16 protein-coding genes are annotated in these 15197 nt (G+C 38.1%); 6 read left to right on the forward strand and 10 right to left on the reverse strand.

The genetic code is table 11. From position 1 onward, the window contains the following. The first annotated feature begins 68 nt into the window (after window positions 1–68). The 3 genes from G7074_RS09275 to def all read left to right on the forward strand — a co-directional run bounded on the left by G7074_RS09275 (window position 69) and on the right by def (window position 2440). The gene (locus tag G7074_RS09275; RefSeq protein ID WP_124558996.1) at window positions 69–521 is read left to right on the forward strand and encodes a hypothetical protein; all 453 of its coding nucleotides are present in this window, start codon (window positions 69–71) and stop codon (window positions 519–521) included. A 26-nt stretch (window positions 522–547) separates the two neighbouring features. Continuing rightward, window positions 548–1780, forward strand: a complete 1233-nt coding sequence (locus G7074_RS09280; protein WP_124558995.1) for a pitrilysin family protein — start codon at window positions 548–550, stop codon at window positions 1778–1780. 99 nt (window positions 1781–1879) lie between these two features. Then, on the forward strand, window positions 1880–2440 hold the full coding sequence (gene def, locus G7074_RS09285; protein ID WP_124558994.1) for a peptide deformylase: 561 nt from the start codon (window positions 1880–1882) through the stop codon (window positions 2438–2440). A gap of 145 nt (window positions 2441–2585) precedes the next feature. Here the strand turns inward: def and G7074_RS09290 are convergent, their stop codons facing one another. Genes G7074_RS09290 through G7074_RS09305 form a run of 4 tightly spaced genes read right to left on the reverse strand, consistent with a single transcriptional unit; the run spans window position 2586 to window position 5184 of the window. Then, a complete protein-coding gene (locus G7074_RS09290) occupies window positions 2586–3128 on the reverse strand; it encodes a hypothetical protein (RefSeq protein WP_166208095.1) in 543 nt (180 codons plus the stop codon). A gap of 11 nt (window positions 3129–3139) precedes the next feature. Next, window positions 3140–3775, reverse strand: a complete 636-nt coding sequence (locus tag G7074_RS09295) for a hypothetical protein (RefSeq protein WP_124558992.1) — start codon at window positions 3773–3775, stop codon at window positions 3140–3142. A gap of 52 nt (window positions 3776–3827) precedes the next feature. Continuing rightward, window positions 3828–4073: a NifU family protein gene (locus G7074_RS09300; RefSeq protein ID WP_124558991.1), complete on the reverse strand. Its 246-nt coding sequence runs from the start codon at window positions 4071–4073 to the stop codon at window positions 3828–3830. Between the two features lie 34 nt (window positions 4074–4107). Then, window positions 4108–5184, reverse strand: a complete 1077-nt coding sequence (locus tag G7074_RS09305; protein ID WP_124558990.1) for an Mrp/NBP35 family ATP-binding protein — start codon at window positions 5182–5184, stop codon at window positions 4108–4110. Between the two features lie 131 nt (window positions 5185–5315). On the opposite strand from G7074_RS09305, the gene G7074_RS09310 reads away from it, so the two are divergent. From G7074_RS09310 to G7074_RS09320, 3 genes are all read left to right on the forward strand, one after another. Further along, on the forward strand, window positions 5316–7478 hold the full coding sequence (locus tag G7074_RS09310) for a transglycosylase domain-containing protein (RefSeq protein WP_166208097.1): 2163 nt from the start codon (window positions 5316–5318) through the stop codon (window positions 7476–7478). Between the two features lie 197 nt (window positions 7479–7675). Next, window positions 7676–8218: a hypoxanthine phosphoribosyltransferase gene (gene hpt / locus G7074_RS09315; RefSeq protein WP_124558988.1), complete on the forward strand. Its 543-nt coding sequence runs from the start codon at window positions 7676–7678 to the stop codon at window positions 8216–8218. Window positions 8219–8273: 55 nt separating this feature from the next. After that, entirely contained in the window at window positions 8274–8933 is a 660-nt protein-coding gene (locus G7074_RS09320; RefSeq protein ID WP_124558987.1) for a phosphatidylserine decarboxylase family protein, read from the forward strand. A 309-nt stretch (window positions 8934–9242) separates the two neighbouring features. On the opposite strand, the gene G7074_RS09325 is transcribed toward G7074_RS09320, so the two are convergent. From G7074_RS09325 to G7074_RS09350, 6 genes are all read right to left on the reverse strand, one after another. Further along, window positions 9243–10418, reverse strand: a complete 1176-nt coding sequence (locus tag G7074_RS09325; RefSeq protein ID WP_124558986.1) for a mechanosensitive ion channel family protein — start codon at window positions 10416–10418, stop codon at window positions 9243–9245. A 70-nt stretch (window positions 10419–10488) separates the two neighbouring features. After that, window positions 10489–10836 carry a 50S ribosomal protein L19 gene (rplS, locus tag G7074_RS09330; protein ID WP_039474107.1) on the reverse strand — a complete coding sequence of 116 codons (348 nt, stop codon included), beginning with the start codon at window positions 10834–10836 and terminating at the stop codon, window positions 10489–10491. A 262-nt stretch (window positions 10837–11098) separates the two neighbouring features. Further along, on the reverse strand, window positions 11099–11575 hold the full coding sequence (locus G7074_RS09335; protein ID WP_124558985.1) for a hypothetical protein: 477 nt from the start codon (window positions 11573–11575) through the stop codon (window positions 11099–11101). A 27-nt stretch (window positions 11576–11602) separates the two neighbouring features. After that, window positions 11603–12556 carry a WG repeat-containing protein gene (locus G7074_RS09340; RefSeq protein ID WP_166208100.1) on the reverse strand — a complete coding sequence of 318 codons (954 nt, stop codon included), beginning with the start codon at window positions 12554–12556 and terminating at the stop codon, window positions 11603–11605. Window positions 12557–12657: 101 nt separating this feature from the next. Beyond that, on the reverse strand, window positions 12658–14433 hold the full coding sequence (locus G7074_RS09345) for a 7TM diverse intracellular signaling domain-containing protein (protein ID WP_124558983.1): 1776 nt from the start codon (window positions 14431–14433) through the stop codon (window positions 12658–12660). Continuing rightward, complete coding sequence (locus tag G7074_RS09350) at window positions 14411–15046, reverse strand: response regulator (protein WP_124558982.1); 636 nt, start codon at window positions 15044–15046, stop codon at window positions 14411–14413. The genes G7074_RS09345 and G7074_RS09350 overlap by 23 nt, the downstream gene beginning before the upstream one ends. Window positions 15047–15197 lie beyond the last annotated feature (151 nt).

Consider the following 15197-nt stretch of genomic DNA (forward strand, 5'->3'; position numbering starts at 1 on the left):
ATCTAAAAAGATCTCTCCACTGCGGTCGAGATGACGTACCTTTCCAGATCATAAATTACAAACCTACAATGAATACCAAACTAAAAACACTCCAGACCATTCACCTGGCATTATGCTCGGGCGTTTTCTTATTCGCCCTGGTAACTATTTTTCTTAACCGCGAAATCATCTTTTTCGATGCTAACCCAAAAACCACTTCGCCGTTTAACCCGATATTTCCGATCATGGGATTAATCACCATTTCCGCAAGCATCTTCTTTTTCAGGAATTTAATGGCAAAAATAGATAAAACGGCCCCTGTTGATACCAAAATTAACATGTACCAAAGTGCTTTCATTATTAGTTCGGCACTCTTAGAAGGCGGTGCATTGTTTAACATCGTTGGTTTTTTCATCACCCACAACTCGTTCTTTTTAATTTTTGGTGTAGCTAATTTTATTTTTTTAGCACTTAAAAGGCCAACTAAAGATAAATTGATTTCTGCCTTACAATTGCAATACCCGGATACAGAGGCTTTGTAAGCAATTAGCCTTATCTTTGCACCTCAATGGAATACAATGTTCATACTTTACCCAATGGCATCCGCTTATTGCATGTGCCATCGGCTTCAGCCATATCGCATGCCTGCATCATTATCAATACCGGTTCGCGCGATGAACCCGATCAGAAAGCAGGCTTGGCACATTTTATCGAGCACCTAATTTTTAAGCGCACCGAAAAACGCAGTACCAACCAAATTTTAAACCGCCTGGAAAGCATTGGTGCCGATTTAAACGCATATACTACCAAAGAATATACCTGTGTACATGCTTCTTTTTTAAATCCTTATTTAGACCGCACTTTAGAACTCTTTAACGATATCATCTTTCACTCTACTTTCCCCGAAGATGAAATGGATAAAGAAAAAAGTGTGATTTTGGATGAAATTGCCTCGTACCTCGATCAGCCCGAAGAAGCCATTAATGATGATTTTGAGGATATGCTGTTTGCAGGTCACCCGCTGGGAAACAATATTTTGGGCACAACCGAATCCGTTCAGCAATTTACGCGAGAGGATGTAATCAATTTCAGGAAAGCCAATTACCGCACCAACCAAATTGTGGTAGCTGTTTTGGGCAACTATTCCCTAAAAAACATTGTAAATAAAGGAAGCAAACATTTTGCTGATGTTGAGGAGAATGCGCCCGATCAGCAAAGAGCAAAACCACGCATTCTGGTACAAAGCAGCACAACCATTTACAAGCCGATTATGCAGGCACACTGTATTTTAGGCACGCAGGCCTATACCACACATCAATCGGAAAAAGTACCTTTAATGTTATTGAACAACTATTTTGGCGGCAATGGCATGAGCTCGGTTTTAAACCTGCAAATCAGAGAAAAATACGGTATTGCCTATACCATTGAATCTAATTTTTCGCCATTAAGCGATACCGGCATTTTTTCGATTTATTTCGGAACAGATAAAGAAAAACAGGCAAAAGCACTTTCGCTTATATTTAAAGAAATTAAAAAATTAAAAGATAACCCCTTAAATGAACTGCAGCTGCAAAAGGCTAAAAACAAATTTATTGGACAGATAGCGCTCGGCGAAGAAAATAGGATTGGTTTAATTATATCAATGGCCAAAAGCCTCATCGACCATAACAAAATTGATTCGCTCGAAACCGTTTTTGAAAAAATTAATGCCGTTACCACCAATCAGATGGCGCAGGTAGTAAACGAAGTGCTCGATATCGACCGGTTGAATATCTTTACATTCTCGCCAATAGCAGAATAATTGTTAAATTTGCATTAAATTAACCACAGATCAATAAACACAGATAGGCTTAAGAAACTTATCCGGATCACAGAACCTGTGGGAACAAAATAGAATACAATGAAATTACCAATAGTAGCTTACGGAGATCCTGTTCTAAAAAAGATAGGAACCGAAATAGATAAAGATTACCCTGAATTAAAACAATTGATTAGCGACATGTTCGACACCATGTATTATGCAAATGGTGTAGGCCTGGCAGCGCCACAAATTGGTTTACCCATCCGTTTATTCATTGTTGATACTGGCGATGACGAAGATGGAACAAAAGGCTATAAAAGAGTATTTATAAACCCTGAGATTTTAGAAGAAACCGGCGAGCCCTGGAGTTTTAATGAAGGTTGTCTAAGCATTCCCGATATCAGGGAAAACATTTTACGCAAGCCGAACATCAAAGTTAGTTTTTTCGATGAAAACTGGGTAGAGCATACCGAAGATGTTGATGGATTAGCCGCCCGCGTAATACAACACGAATACGACCACATTGAAGGAAAATTATTTACCGATAAGGTGAGTGTACTCCGCAAAACAATGCTTAAAAGTAAACTGGATGCTATTTCAAAAGGAAATATCAAAACCGATTATAAAATGAAGTTTCCGAACAAAAGCAAGAAAAGATAGGTTCTGATGGAAGATGTAAGAGGGAAAATGGAAACGTTTTCCTTTTTTATTGCGTTCCGTTTTCCTAAACTTGTTTCAGGATCCTTATTGCTTTTGAAAATCTCCTGACAATCTACGATAGGTTGCGCATTTAGGAGAGTATAAATTAAAAATCATTCTTCCAGCCTTTTCCTTGAAAAACAGACTGAGATTCAACTTTAAATACAACATTTAAAGCTCTACGGCATTCTTCGCAATCAGATTTAAAGCCAACCGAAACTATCAAATAGCAAAAACCAAGCATTCCTAATGGAATTAGTGATCCAAAAGCAAGATTAGGGTCTTTGGCATTTATAGCACCAAAAAGAAACATTATACAGAAAATTGAAGTAAATGAACACCAAATGATTAAAAATACTTTTACGAATGGGGCTAAATTCAAACTAACTTCTATTTTACTGCCACTGCCATCCTCAAAAATTTCTCCAGAAATACCTGCCTGAAAAGAGTTTCGATAAGACAAATTCCTCTGTATATTAAATTTACCCTGAAAAACATGACCTTTAAAAGGTGCAGTATTTTGGTTTCGGGAAAAGAAACCGGTAGAAATATTTTGACCATTTGATAGGGATTCCGACAAATTATTCCAAGCGCTATTGGCCGAAATATTAGTGTTTAACACGAACGCTTGGGACGGGAAAAACTTCATGTTAAGCCAAACTAATTCGTCCTGCTCTTATCCCCATCAAAGATTTGCTGCATCAACTTACCCCAGGCAAAAGGATTTAACAATGGATTGGTTTGAACCATGTTTTTGTTAATCATCCTATCGAAATTATAGCGATAATTCTGGCTACCAATTTCCTGTCCGTCGCGTGGTAAGGTTTGGATTAAACCATTAATTGACGAGCGCGAAAGGTTCTTTTTGGCGATAGCCATGTCATCATCAGCCAGTTTCATCGATAGAAACTCGCGGGTAAATTCTTCGGTGGTTGCCCACGGAAATACCCTCACCGATGGCAAATCGATCACATTCGATTTCAACTTAACCATAATGGTGTATTTATTATCAGGTGTACCTTCGGGTATTATGGTTGAAAATTTCTTATAACCAATGGCGGTAAACAAAATGGTATCGCCAGGATTTACAATAAAAGTAAAGTATCCCCTGTAATCGGCGGCAACCCTTTTGCTTTTGGCCGAAAGGTTGGTAATCGTAACATAAGGGATCACATTTGAACTATCAATATCGGTAATAATCCCCGAAAACTGGATGAGTTTATCCTGTGCCGGCTTTTGTTGTGCAAAAGCGGTGACAGAAAAAATTAGGCAGATTAGGGCAACACAATATCTCATTAAGACAAAAGTAATTTTATTAATAAAACTTCCTTGTTAAATAGTGTTAAAGCTATTCTTGCTCGGCCATGTTTACAGCAACTACCGAAGTAATTTCTGGCACAGCCTTCATAATAGCCTGTTCAATACCCGATTTCATGGTCATGAAACTCATTGGGCACGAACCGCAGTTGCCTAAAAGCTTAAGCTTTACCGTTCCTTCAGCTGTAATTTCTTCAACAGAAACATCCCCTCCGTCAGCCTTTAAATAAGGTCTGATAGTTTCCAATGCCTGTTCTACTTGCTCTGTTAAATTCATTATGTATCTTTTAATTTATAAAAATAGTAATTTTTTAGCAATTCACCATTTGTGCGTTGTTGATGGAGATTTGCTGTGCAATTTTACTTGCAATATCGCCGAATATTCCGTCCAGCAAAGGGTTTTGGTTTAATGCTACCGGTTTACCCCTATCGCCAGCCTCCGAAATGCTCTGTACAATTGGGATTTCACCCAAAAACGGCACATCGAAACGCTCGGCCAGCTTGGTTCCGCCACCTTTTCCGAAGATATAATATTTGTTTTCCGGCAGTTCTTCTGGTGTAAAATACGACATGTTTTCTATAACTCCCAAAATCGGAATATTAATTCCTGGCATCCTGAACATGGCCAAACCTTTATGTGTATCGGCCAGTGCTACTTGTTGTGGCGTAGTTACCACAACAGCGCCAGAAATTGGGAAGCTTTGCGTAATGGTAATGTGTATATCGCCTGTACCCGGAGGAAGATCGACAATTAAATAATCGAGCTCGCCCCAGTTGGTATCGTTAAACAATTGTTTTACAGCATTCGAAGCCATTGGCCCACGCCATGGCACCGGCTGACCGGGATCGGCAAAAAAGCCGAGCGATAGCAATTTAATGCCATACTTTTCGATAGGTAAAATTTTAGTCTTCCCATCGGCTGTTTCTTCGGCACCAGGTTTAGCATCTACCAGATCGAACATGGTTGGTACCGATGGGCCGTAAATATCAGCATCAATTAAACCCACTTTAGCACCATCCTTAGCCAAAACAACAGCCAGATTGCTTGATACAGTCGATTTTCCAACCCCACCTTTCCCCGATGAAACCAAAATGATATTCTTGATGTTATCTAACGAGGATGAATTGGTTGGCTGGGTAACCCTCGAGGTTACATTAATGATAACTTCTACCGTTGGCGATACAAAATGCTTAACAGCATTGGTACAGGCATTTTTTAGCATATCCTTCATAGGACATGCTGGGGTGGTAAGCTCTAAGGTAAAACTAACCTGGTTATCGGTAATCTGTAAATCCTTAATCATGTTTAAGGTTACCAAATCTTTTTTAAGATCGGGATCTTCGACATTTTTAAGCGCATCTAAAACTTGTTGCGGGCTAATCTGCATTGTATAAATTTAAATTCAAAATTAACAAAACATAGCCATAAATACTTTTATTTAGGCTTTTAAACTGTAATTTTAACACGAAATAAACATTTAATTGTTACGTTTAAGCAATTAACCATTTTAACGACTATATGCGCATACCAAAAATTAAGATCCCTAAAAAATATTTAAAAATCGGAGCCTGGGTTTTAGGTGTGTTTATGGTTATTTGCATTGCGCTTGGCGCCGTAGCCTATAGCAAAAGAGAAGCACTGCTTAAAAAAATGGTGGCCAAGGCCATTGCCAAAGCCGATAAAGATTATGGTTTGGAGGTTAAAATTGGTTCTGCTGGCTTTACCGGCTTAAGTACTGTAAAAATGACCGCTATTTCCGTTGTCCCCAAAGAAAGAGACACCCTTTCTAACATTGGCGAGCTGAGTGTATCGGTAAAACTTTTCCCGCTTATATTCGGTCATGTTAAGCTTTCGGAAGTAAAATTAAACCAGGGCTTTGTAAGCATTGTGCTAAAAGATTCGACCACCAACATCGATTTCATTTTAAAAAGAAAGAAAAAAGACAGCACTGCAACTAAAAACAAGGTCAACCTTTCAGAAATAGCCAGCAACATTTTAAATCAGGTTTTGTACAAAATACCTGATGATATGGATGTGAAAAACATGGTTTTTAAACTGAACGACCATGACACAGCCAAATTAACCTTTGACACTGAAGCCGTTATTGATGGGGGAGACCTGAAATCAAGCATTAATGTAAATAATGGCGAATCGATGTGGCATGTTAACGGCTACGTTAACCCAGGCAGCAAAGAATTAAGCTTTATGGCTTATGCTGATGGAAAAAAACTTGAACTGCCATACCTGAACAATAAATTACACGCCAAATTAAGCTTTGATACTCTGCAAACTGAGCTTAAAAACGCCAAATATAGTGGCGATGATTATAAAATTTCGGGCTCATGGTCTGTTAAAAACATGCTCGTTAATCAGCCGCGAATTGCCTCGAACGATATTGTGGTACAAAGTGCCAAATTGGATGCTGACATTTTAGTGGGTCCAAATTATATTGCATTGGATAGTACATCAACTGCTTATTTAAAAAATGCGCAGATCCACCCTTATATCAAATACACACTGGGTAAAAACAAAATTTACGAGCTTAAATTAAATGCCGAGGAGCAGGATGCACAAGCCGTTTTGAATGCTTTTCCACAAGGCTTGTTCGAATCATTAGAAGGTTTGAGGGTTCAGGGCAAGGTAAAATATAACCTCAATTTTTATCTCGACACCAAAATTCCAGACAGCGTTCGTTTTAGTTCTACACTTACCCCAGTCGATTTTAAGATTGTGCAATGGGGCAAAACCAACTTGCAAAAAATCAACGGCCCCTTCGTTTACACGCCTTACGAATATGGAAAACCAATGCGCGACATCACCATTGGTCCGGCAAATCCCAATTTCACCCCACTTTCGGCCATATCGAAAAACTTCATCAATGCGGTATTAACCGCCGAAGATCCTTCGTTTTTTACACACAACGGCTTTGTTGAAGAGTCTATCCGTAAATCGATCGCTGTAAATTTTAAAGAAAAGAAGTTTAAGCGCGGTGGCAGCACCATCAGCATGCAGCTGGTTAAAAATGTGTATTTAAGCCGTCAAAAAACATTGGCCCGTAAAGCTGAAGAAATTTTAATTGTTTGGCTTATTGAGCATAACCATTTGGTAAGCAAGCAACGCATGTTGGAGGTTTATTTCAACATTATGGAGCTTGGCCAGAATATTTACGGAATAGGTGAGGCCTCGAGATATTATTTTGGCAAACAGCCAGCTGACTTAACCATTGGCGATGGCTTATTTTTAGCCAGTATTGTACCTAAACCGAAGGCTTCGATGTATAAATTTATGGCCGATGGAAGCTTGAAACCTTACATGTTTAACTACTTCAGGTTTATGGGTAATATTATGGCCCGAAGGGGCCTGACTGCGAGCGATACATCTGGTTATGGTTTCTACAATGTACGCTTAAGAGAAGGCTTGCGTCAATATCTGGCACCTGATACCGCCGTAATCGACACCACAGCTTTCGATGATGACGAGGATGGATTACCTCCGGTAATTATGCAGGACAAAAACAAAAGCTTGTTCGACCGTATTTTTGGTGGCGGATCTAAAAAAGATACAACTACCGTTAAGCCCGTTGCCGGACCGGATACTGCCAAATCAAAAAAGCAGTTGAGACAGGAACGTCGGGAAGAACGAAGAAGACAAAAGGAATTGGAGAAAAGTCAGGGGCAGTAGTTTTGAGCTGGGAGTTTGGAGGCTGGAGTTGAGTTACCGGTTCACAGCTTACAATTGGCAGTTGCTCAAATAATTAACCGGTTAGCCGATTTATACGACCAACCATTTCTGCTAACAATCGAACAGTAAAGCAATGACCTGCAATAACATTACAGCCTTCCAACATTAAAACACTTTTCAAACAACAACAAAGCAGTATGCACAAAATAAAAGTAGAGGATAAAGAATTCGAGATTTTTTTAGAAAATGACACCATAAACAAAAGGATTCGCTTGCTGGGCATCCAGATGAATGTAGATTACGAAGGAAAATGCCCTTTATTTATTGGGGTATTAAACGGTAGCTTTTTATTTATGGCCGATCTGATTAAAGAAATTACTGTTCCCTGCGAAATTGCTTTTATGCGTGTAGCCTCATACCAAGGCACATCAAGCTCTGGTAAGGTGAAAGAACTAATTGGATTACCGGAAGATATTTCAGGCCGTGATGTGATTATTGTAGAAGATATTGTAGATACGGGTCTAACCTTAACCCACATTTTAAAAACCATTAAAGAAAAGAAACCCGCATCGGTAAAAGTAAGTACGCTTTTACTTAAACCAAGTGCATTGCAGTACGAAATAGAAGCACTTGAATATGTGGGCTTTGAGATACCCAACGAGTTTGTTGTTGGCTACGGACTGGATTATAACGGACTTGGCAGAAACCTGAACGATATTTACCGGGCTACCGAGGTATAATTTTTAGATTGTATTAATTTATTTTTCGCACCTTTGCGCAATAATTCGCACTACAATGACCATACACAAAGAAGGCTACACCACTATCGCCATAAGCATATTGTTTATTTTTGTTATCAACGCAATTGTTGATTATAAATACCATGACATAACCTGGTTACGCTGGTTTGTTTACATTTTTTCTGCCGCCTTGTTTATCATTGTTCTGCAGTTTTTCCGTAATCCCAGCCGCAGCTTTTCATCAGGCGAAAACCTGGTTATTTGCCCGGCAGATGGTAAAGTTGTAGTAATTGAAGAGACGGAAGAAGGCGAATATTTTAAAGATAAACGTTTACAGGTGTCAATCTTTATGTCGCCAATTAATGTGCACATTAACCGTAACCCTATCTCGGGTGTGGTTAAATTCTTTAAATATCACCCGGGCAAATACCTTGCAGCCTGGAACCCAAAATCTTCTACAGAGAATGAGCGTACAACTACGGTTGTAGAACATAAAAACGGTACTCCGGTATTGTTCCGTCAAATTGCGGGTGCATTAGCACGCCGGATTGTATGGTACGTAAAAGAAGGCGACCAAGTGGTACAAACAGAACAATTTGGTTTTATTAAATTTGGCTCGCGAGTTGATGTGTTTCTTCCAGTAGGCACTAAAGTTAATGTAGAGCTTAACCAGGTGGTTAAAGGGGGAATAACAACCCTGGCTACTTTAAGCTAAACCATAAACTTATAACGCATTAAAAAGCCGGTTCAGGATTTGCTGAACCGGCTTTTTTGTATCCTTTTTTATTTTGCTTACCGGTTTGAAACCCAGGCTTTGCCTTGTAAACCTGATAGTAGCAAAAAGCCCGCAGCGCAGCGAGGACTTGGAGCGAATAGCAGGAACAAACTTCAATAGCAGCACTCTCCTTGCTTTTCTAATAACTTTATGCTTTACTTATTATTGTAAACATTATGGCTCGTGAAGACACTTTCCATGACAAAGATTTTGTGTTGGTCACGATTTGTAATCGCGACCTGAGGATTTTTAATCCGTCGTATCGTTGCCAACCTCCGTATTATCGCCCTGCGAAACCACCCTGTCACTAATCAACCGTTGCGTAGGGTAGGCGAAATCAGATTTATTGCGCATTACGATATCCATTATCTCGAGGTTAATTTCCTGCCTGATTTGAAGGAATTCGGAGTAATTGAGCTCCGTTACAAAGTAATTTACCTCTACGTTTAAACCTGAGTCGCCAAAGCTTTTAAAAGAGGCATTTCCATCGTCGCTGGTGCCCTTATGGCTGTTAATATAACTTTCTATTTCGGTAATGATTTTCCGCAGCGATGTTGAGTTGGTTTCGTACGTAAGGCCAATAATAAAAGATACCTTACGCGAGTTCCGCAACGATAAATTTTCCAGCACACCATCAATCATCCCGCGATTGGGAATGGTTGCCATCGTTTTTTCTGACGTTCTGATCCTCGTGCTTCTAAACCCCACTTTTTCTACCGTTCCTTCTACACCATCAACTTTTACAAGGTCTCCAACCGTAAAAGGTTTATCCAAAAAGATAGTAAACGATCCGATAAGGTTCTCTAAACTTTCTTTTGCAGCCAGTGCAATCGCGATACCGCCAATACCTAAACCAGTAATCAGGGTAAGCACATTTACTTCGAAAACGAAGCCAAGCAGGGTAAAAAAGCCGATAAAAATAACAATGGTTTTAAAAAGCTCTTTCAGGAAAGGCACCAACTGGTCGTCGGCTTTATCTTCGGTTAACGATGCTTTGTAGAGCAATACGTGACTGATAAAATCGATTATCCTTAAAATGATCCAGAAAATGGAAAGGATAATCATAAAAAGGAATATCCTGTCTATACAATCACCGATGGTTACCGGAATCTGCTCTTTAACCTTGCCAATGAGTTTACTGTAATGGAATACTGTTACTTCTAAAGGGTGTTTTAACTGATTAATAGAAAGGTAAAGTGTAGTTAAGAGGATAAAAACCTCAATAGGCCTGATGAGCAGAGCCACAAAAGCATCGTTGTGCGATTGGCTTGAAAAGCTACGGAAAAGCTTAAACAGCAAGCGACTTAATAGCCTCGAAACGATCCTTTTAAATATTAAACCTAAAAAAAGTATGCCGCCAAAAAGGAAGTAGGCCTTTACGGTATTGCCCCAAAAAACCTGGTCGAAAAAAGCTGAATCTAACATTTAACAAAGGTATAAACAAAAAAACCTCCACGAAATTAATCGTGAAGGCTGTATCTTATAATAAAGAATATTATTTTCTCAAAGATTTGATACGAGCAGCTTTACCAGTTAAAGCACGTAAATAGAACAATTTAGCTCTACGCACTTTACCATAGCTATTCACTTCTACTTTCTCGATGTTCGGAGAATTAAAAGGGAAAATACGCTCAACGCCAACGCCGTTGCTCATTTTACGTACGGTGAAGGTTTCGTTAGCACCTGCACTGTTACGTTGTATTACAACACCTTGGTAAATTTGAACACGTTCTTTATTACCTTCGCGAATTTTATAGTGTACGCTCACTGTATCGCCAGACTTGAACGCAGGAAAATCTTTTTTCGCGATGGCCTGCTCTTCAACAAATTTTACTAAATCCATGATTTTAAGCTATTAAACCAACTTTCTTTACCTTGAAAATCGGATTGCAATATTAGGGATTTTTTTTGATATAAAAAAACCTATTTTAATTTTTTCCACAATCTTTATGAAATCCACATTCGATTGTGTTAAATGCTTCTATTCCAAAAGGTCCGGAGAGCGCTTATTCGCCAGCCTTTTACAAAATATAACACCAAAATATTATAAACTAATCGATACTTCAGACTAATTTTACTACGTACAAATAAGCTTGCTGAGAATATTACTTATAGAGTCCATAACCTAATACACCAATTTTTTCTGCTTCATCAGAATAAGTTACAAAATTAAACTTATCGCCAGATTTGCTCCAGATATTTTTACTTATTGGTTGCCCATTTATAGTTTGCTTGGTTAATTTAGCACTATATCCGTTATTTTTTAGTTCAATTTCGATAAAAGGAGTATTAATCGCGCCTGAAAAAATACAAATAACACTACTAATTTTATTGTTTTTGCCATAAGAGATCTCGATCAGATCGATTTTCGAACTGAAGGCATATATTTCTTTAATATCATCTTCTCCTTCTTCTACATCTCCTTTTTCAAAGCCCTTGCCTTTCATAAAAGCGTTGATGTTATCCTTGGTTGTTTTATTAAAAATGTCCTGTATAAGCACCAGTTTATTATTATCCGTTTTTAATTGTCCAAAGGCAAAAGATCCATACAATAAAAAAAGCGCTAGTGTTAAAGTTTTCATATACATTTAATTAAGTGTTACACATGATTATTTTGTAATTTCTTTTCCCGTTTTATCAAACGATCCCCATCTGCCATTTAATCTAAAAATAGCTGCTCCATTTTTAAATTCGCCTACTGCATCGTACTTAATGGGGATAACTTCCTCACCGGTTCGGTTTATAAACCCTTCTCTTCCATTAAGCCCGGCTTTGGCCAAACCATCCACAAAATCAGCTATGAACCGATACTTGAAAGGAATAATTTCGTTTCCGTTTTTATCAATGGCGCCATAGAGTTTATTCTTTTCAACAGGAGCAACCCCATCCGAAAAATCTTTTGCATAATCGTATTTAAACCTGGTAATTTCTTTGCCTGTTTTATCAATAAAACCCCATTTATCTTTCAGTTTAACACTGGCAAAGCCATTTTTAAAGTTATTTCCATCTTCATATTTTAAAGTTGTAATTTCTCTCCCTGTATTATCTATAAATCCATACTTTTCGTTTAATCTAACCTTGGCAATACCTTCATGAAAATCAAAAGCAACATCGTATTTTAAGGATGTGATTTCCTTACCGTTTTTATCTATGTAGCCCGATTTTTTACCATTTTCAACTGGTGTAAAGCCTTCTTTGAAGTAAGTTCCGTAATCATACTTGAAAGCGATTATTGTTTTGCCAGCCTTGTCTATAAAGCCAAATTTTCCATTAATTAAGGCACCGATTAAGCCTTCGGATAAACCACGAACCTCATCGTAAATAATAGGAATTACAACCTTTCCGGTTTCATCAATAAAGCCATATTTGGCATTCAGCTTAACCTTTATTATGCCGTCTTCAAAATTATATCCAGCATCATCGTATTTAAAAGGAACTACCTCTTTCCCGCTTTTGTCTATAAATCCATATTTCCCACTGGCGTTTCGCTTGGGTACTATATTTTGGGCATTGGCCACAATAACCAATACGCTTAAAAATACTGTTGTAAATAATTGTCTCATGTTTATCTGATTAAGATTTAATTGCAACCAAGATACATGAAGGACTAACAGGTTTAAATACCCAATAAAGGGTATATCACAAAGAGAAATGGCATTAAAATTTAGGTCGGAATATTAATCTGAATAATGGTGCCTTCATTTTTAACACTGTTAATTTCGAAGTTGCCATCATAATAGTGAATCCGTTTTTCGATATTCTCCAACCCGAAACCTTTGTTGATCTGCTGCATATTAAAACCAATTCCGTCATCTACAAACTGAAAATGATAGTGCCTGCTATATTGGTAAAATTCGAGGGTAATTAGAGCACTCTGACCGTGTTTTATCGCATTATTGATAATTTCGAGCGAAATCAGGTATAAATCGTAAACCCAGGGCTCATGTACTTTCTCTGGAAAATCATAACAAAAAAGCTCAATTTTGGTATCTGTTAAACCTGCATTTAAGGTTTTGAGTTGGCTTTGTAAACTGGCCACCAGTGCGCCGTCATCAAGTGCTTTTGGAAGGATTTTATGCGAAATATCTCTGATATCTTCGGCCAGCTCGCCAATGGTTTGTTTGGCCAGTTTGGTATTCTCCATATCAAAAAGATGCATGATGTAAGCAATTTTACTGCCCACTCTATCATGAATAATATTGGCAATATTTCTGCGCTCACGCAACTGAACTTCACTGATCGTTTTTAGGGAGCTCTCTTTTTCGAAAATAATTTCCTGCATCAGCTCATTGTTCTTCAAAAAGATATCAATGTAATTTCTGGATAGTACATAGCCAAACAAAAACACCTCGTAAAGACTGATAAACAACATCCAGTTACCACCCATTGCGTATGGAATAATTTCGAAAGTTTTTAAAATGAGGCTGGCGCCCCAAATAAGCTGTGGCAAAAAGGCAAACAAAGCATAAATACCCTGCATTCTTTCGATTTTTACATGCGATAGTGCCGAAATGAACAGTAAAACAATTGAAGCCAGAAATACGATATAACCCAGTATAAAAAAATAGTGGAATTCAACATCCGGGTAAAGCACAAGCAGCGAAATTGAAATCAAAATCAGCGAAAAATTAATACAATTGAACGCAATTACAATTTTATGCTTAATGGGTTGATTTTTCCGCAATTTTAAAAAATGGTCTAGAAAAAAACTGAGTGCGATATACCAAAGCGCCCCAACGTAAACCCTACCTTCGCTAAAGAACCGAAACTGCGGAAACATAATGTACTTGGCAAAATTGGTGGTAATGGCAGCATAACAGGCCGTGAGTATAGAATAGGCTATGTAGTAGAGGTACGACCGGTTTTTGGTCATGAAAAACAAGATTCCATTAATCATGAGCAGCAAAAAAACAATGCCTAGAAAAAAAGAGGTTAGGGCTATTTTGCGCGATGACCTGGCTTCCAGATCAGTCTGGCTCTCTAAACTATAAGCGAAATCTAGATAAGAGGTCACTTTTTTTACCCTTACCCAAATTGTTTTCTCCTCATTAGGCTGCAAATTAAGCTCAAATGCCAGTGTTTCGATAAAAGGGCTTTGGCTGGCTGTTCTATCGCCAATGGTTTTGGTTGCCGCAGCATCGTAAAGCGTAAGGCTATCGATATGGTTGTTATTAAAACACAACCAGGTTTTTATCCATTGTGACGCACTTTTATTTTTAAGCACAAACCTGCACCATACTGCTGCGTTTTTATTGTAACCGATATTAACCGTTTGGTGCGGCTTAAAAGGGTAAAGTTGCTGCGACTGAAGATTACCCTGACTCCAGGCAGAACTTGTATCTACAGCGTAACCAGATGAGATAGAGAGTTGTTTATTGAGGTTTTGTGCGCATGAGCAATAAGAGCATAGCAGAAGGCTAAGAAAGTAGATTATTCTCATGAGCAAATTTGATGAGCGAACTGCTGTTGCTGATTTCCAGTTTCCGGTGGATATTTTTCCGGTGGGTGGTAACAGTTGTTATACTGATAAACAGCACATCAGCAATTTCTTTACTTGTAAGTCCTTTAATAATTAATTTAATAATTTCTTTCTCCTGTTTAGAGATCCTGAATTTATTGATAATCGGATTATCAATAGTGCTGTACACACTATTTCCGTTCTTATAATTCTTATTGGTATAAAACTCCTTGTTTTTACCTGATTCTATGATCTCAATCAGCTCTTCGGCCGGTGTTTCTTTCTTCAGAAAAGCATCAACGCCCAGTTTTTTCGCCTTTTGAATTAGAAAATCTTCATAATAAGCTGTTAGGATAATCGTTTTCGTATTTTTTAACTGAGATTTTAGTTCCTCCAGCAGCAAAAAACCATCACTATGGTTAATGTTTAAATCACATATAAAAACATCGGCAGTGTGTTGCATTAAATGTTGCCTGCAGGAGTGCACATCGCTAAATTTGAAAATGCAATAGTCGTTTCCGGTATTTTTAAGCAATTCTGAAATGCCATTTAAAAAAAGTAAATGGTCATCGCAAATAACGATCTGTTTTGGCATAAAAGGAGGTTGAACGCAAGTCTCCTAAAATACCACATCGCCCGCTTATTTACAACAAATTCTCTGTTTTCCGTTCGCACTGCTTAATCCAAAAGATAGAAATCCACTTTTGAAATATAACCGGCTTTCTATCTGCTAAAATAGTAGGACA

This window comes from Pedobacter sp. HDW13 (assembly GCF_011303555.1).
Lineage (GTDB): Bacteria > Bacteroidota > Bacteroidia > Sphingobacteriales > Sphingobacteriaceae > Pedobacter.

Coding starts and splice junctions, on each gene's coding strand:
- G7074_RS09290 (WP_166208095.1), bottom strand. CDS start 3,128: ATGAAGTTTTTCCCGTCCCAAGCGTTCGTGTTAAACACTAATATTTCG.
- G7074_RS09345 (WP_124558983.1), bottom strand. CDS start 14,433: ATGAGAATAATCTACTTTCTTAGCCTTCTGCTATGCTCTTATTGCTCA.
- G7074_RS09300 (WP_124558991.1), bottom strand. CDS start 4,073: ATGAATTTAACAGAGCAAGTAGAACAGGCATTGGAAACTATCAGACCT.
- hpt (WP_124558988.1), top strand. CDS start 7,676: ATGCACAAAATAAAAGTAGAGGATAAAGAATTCGAGATTTTTTTAGAA.
- rplS (WP_039474107.1), bottom strand. CDS start 10,836: ATGGATTTAGTAAAATTTGTTGAAGAGCAGGCCATCGCGAAAAAAGAT.
- G7074_RS09275 (WP_124558996.1), top strand. CDS start 69: ATGAATACCAAACTAAAAACACTCCAGACCATTCACCTGGCATTATGC.
- G7074_RS09350 (WP_124558982.1), bottom strand. CDS start 15,046: ATGCCAAAACAGATCGTTATTTGCGATGACCATTTACTTTTTTTAAAT.
- G7074_RS09325 (WP_124558986.1), bottom strand. CDS start 10,418: ATGTTAGATTCAGCTTTTTTCGACCAGGTTTTTTGGGGCAATACCGTA.
- G7074_RS09305 (WP_124558990.1), bottom strand. CDS start 5,184: ATGCAGATTAGCCCGCAACAAGTTTTAGATGCGCTTAAAAATGTCGAA.
- G7074_RS09295 (WP_124558992.1), bottom strand. CDS start 3,775: ATGAGATATTGTGTTGCCCTAATCTGCCTAATTTTTTCTGTCACCGCT.
- G7074_RS09310 (WP_166208097.1), top strand. CDS start 5,316: ATGCGCATACCAAAAATTAAGATCCCTAAAAAATATTTAAAAATCGGA.
- G7074_RS09320 (WP_124558987.1), top strand. CDS start 8,274: ATGACCATACACAAAGAAGGCTACACCACTATCGCCATAAGCATATTG.
- G7074_RS09280 (WP_124558995.1), top strand. CDS start 548: ATGGAATACAATGTTCATACTTTACCCAATGGCATCCGCTTATTGCAT.
- def (WP_124558994.1), top strand. CDS start 1,880: ATGAAATTACCAATAGTAGCTTACGGAGATCCTGTTCTAAAAAAGATA.
- G7074_RS09340 (WP_166208100.1), bottom strand. CDS start 12,556: ATGAGACAATTATTTACAACAGTATTTTTAAGCGTATTGGTTATTGTG.
- G7074_RS09335 (WP_124558985.1), bottom strand. CDS start 11,575: ATGAAAACTTTAACACTAGCGCTTTTTTTATTGTATGGATCTTTTGCC.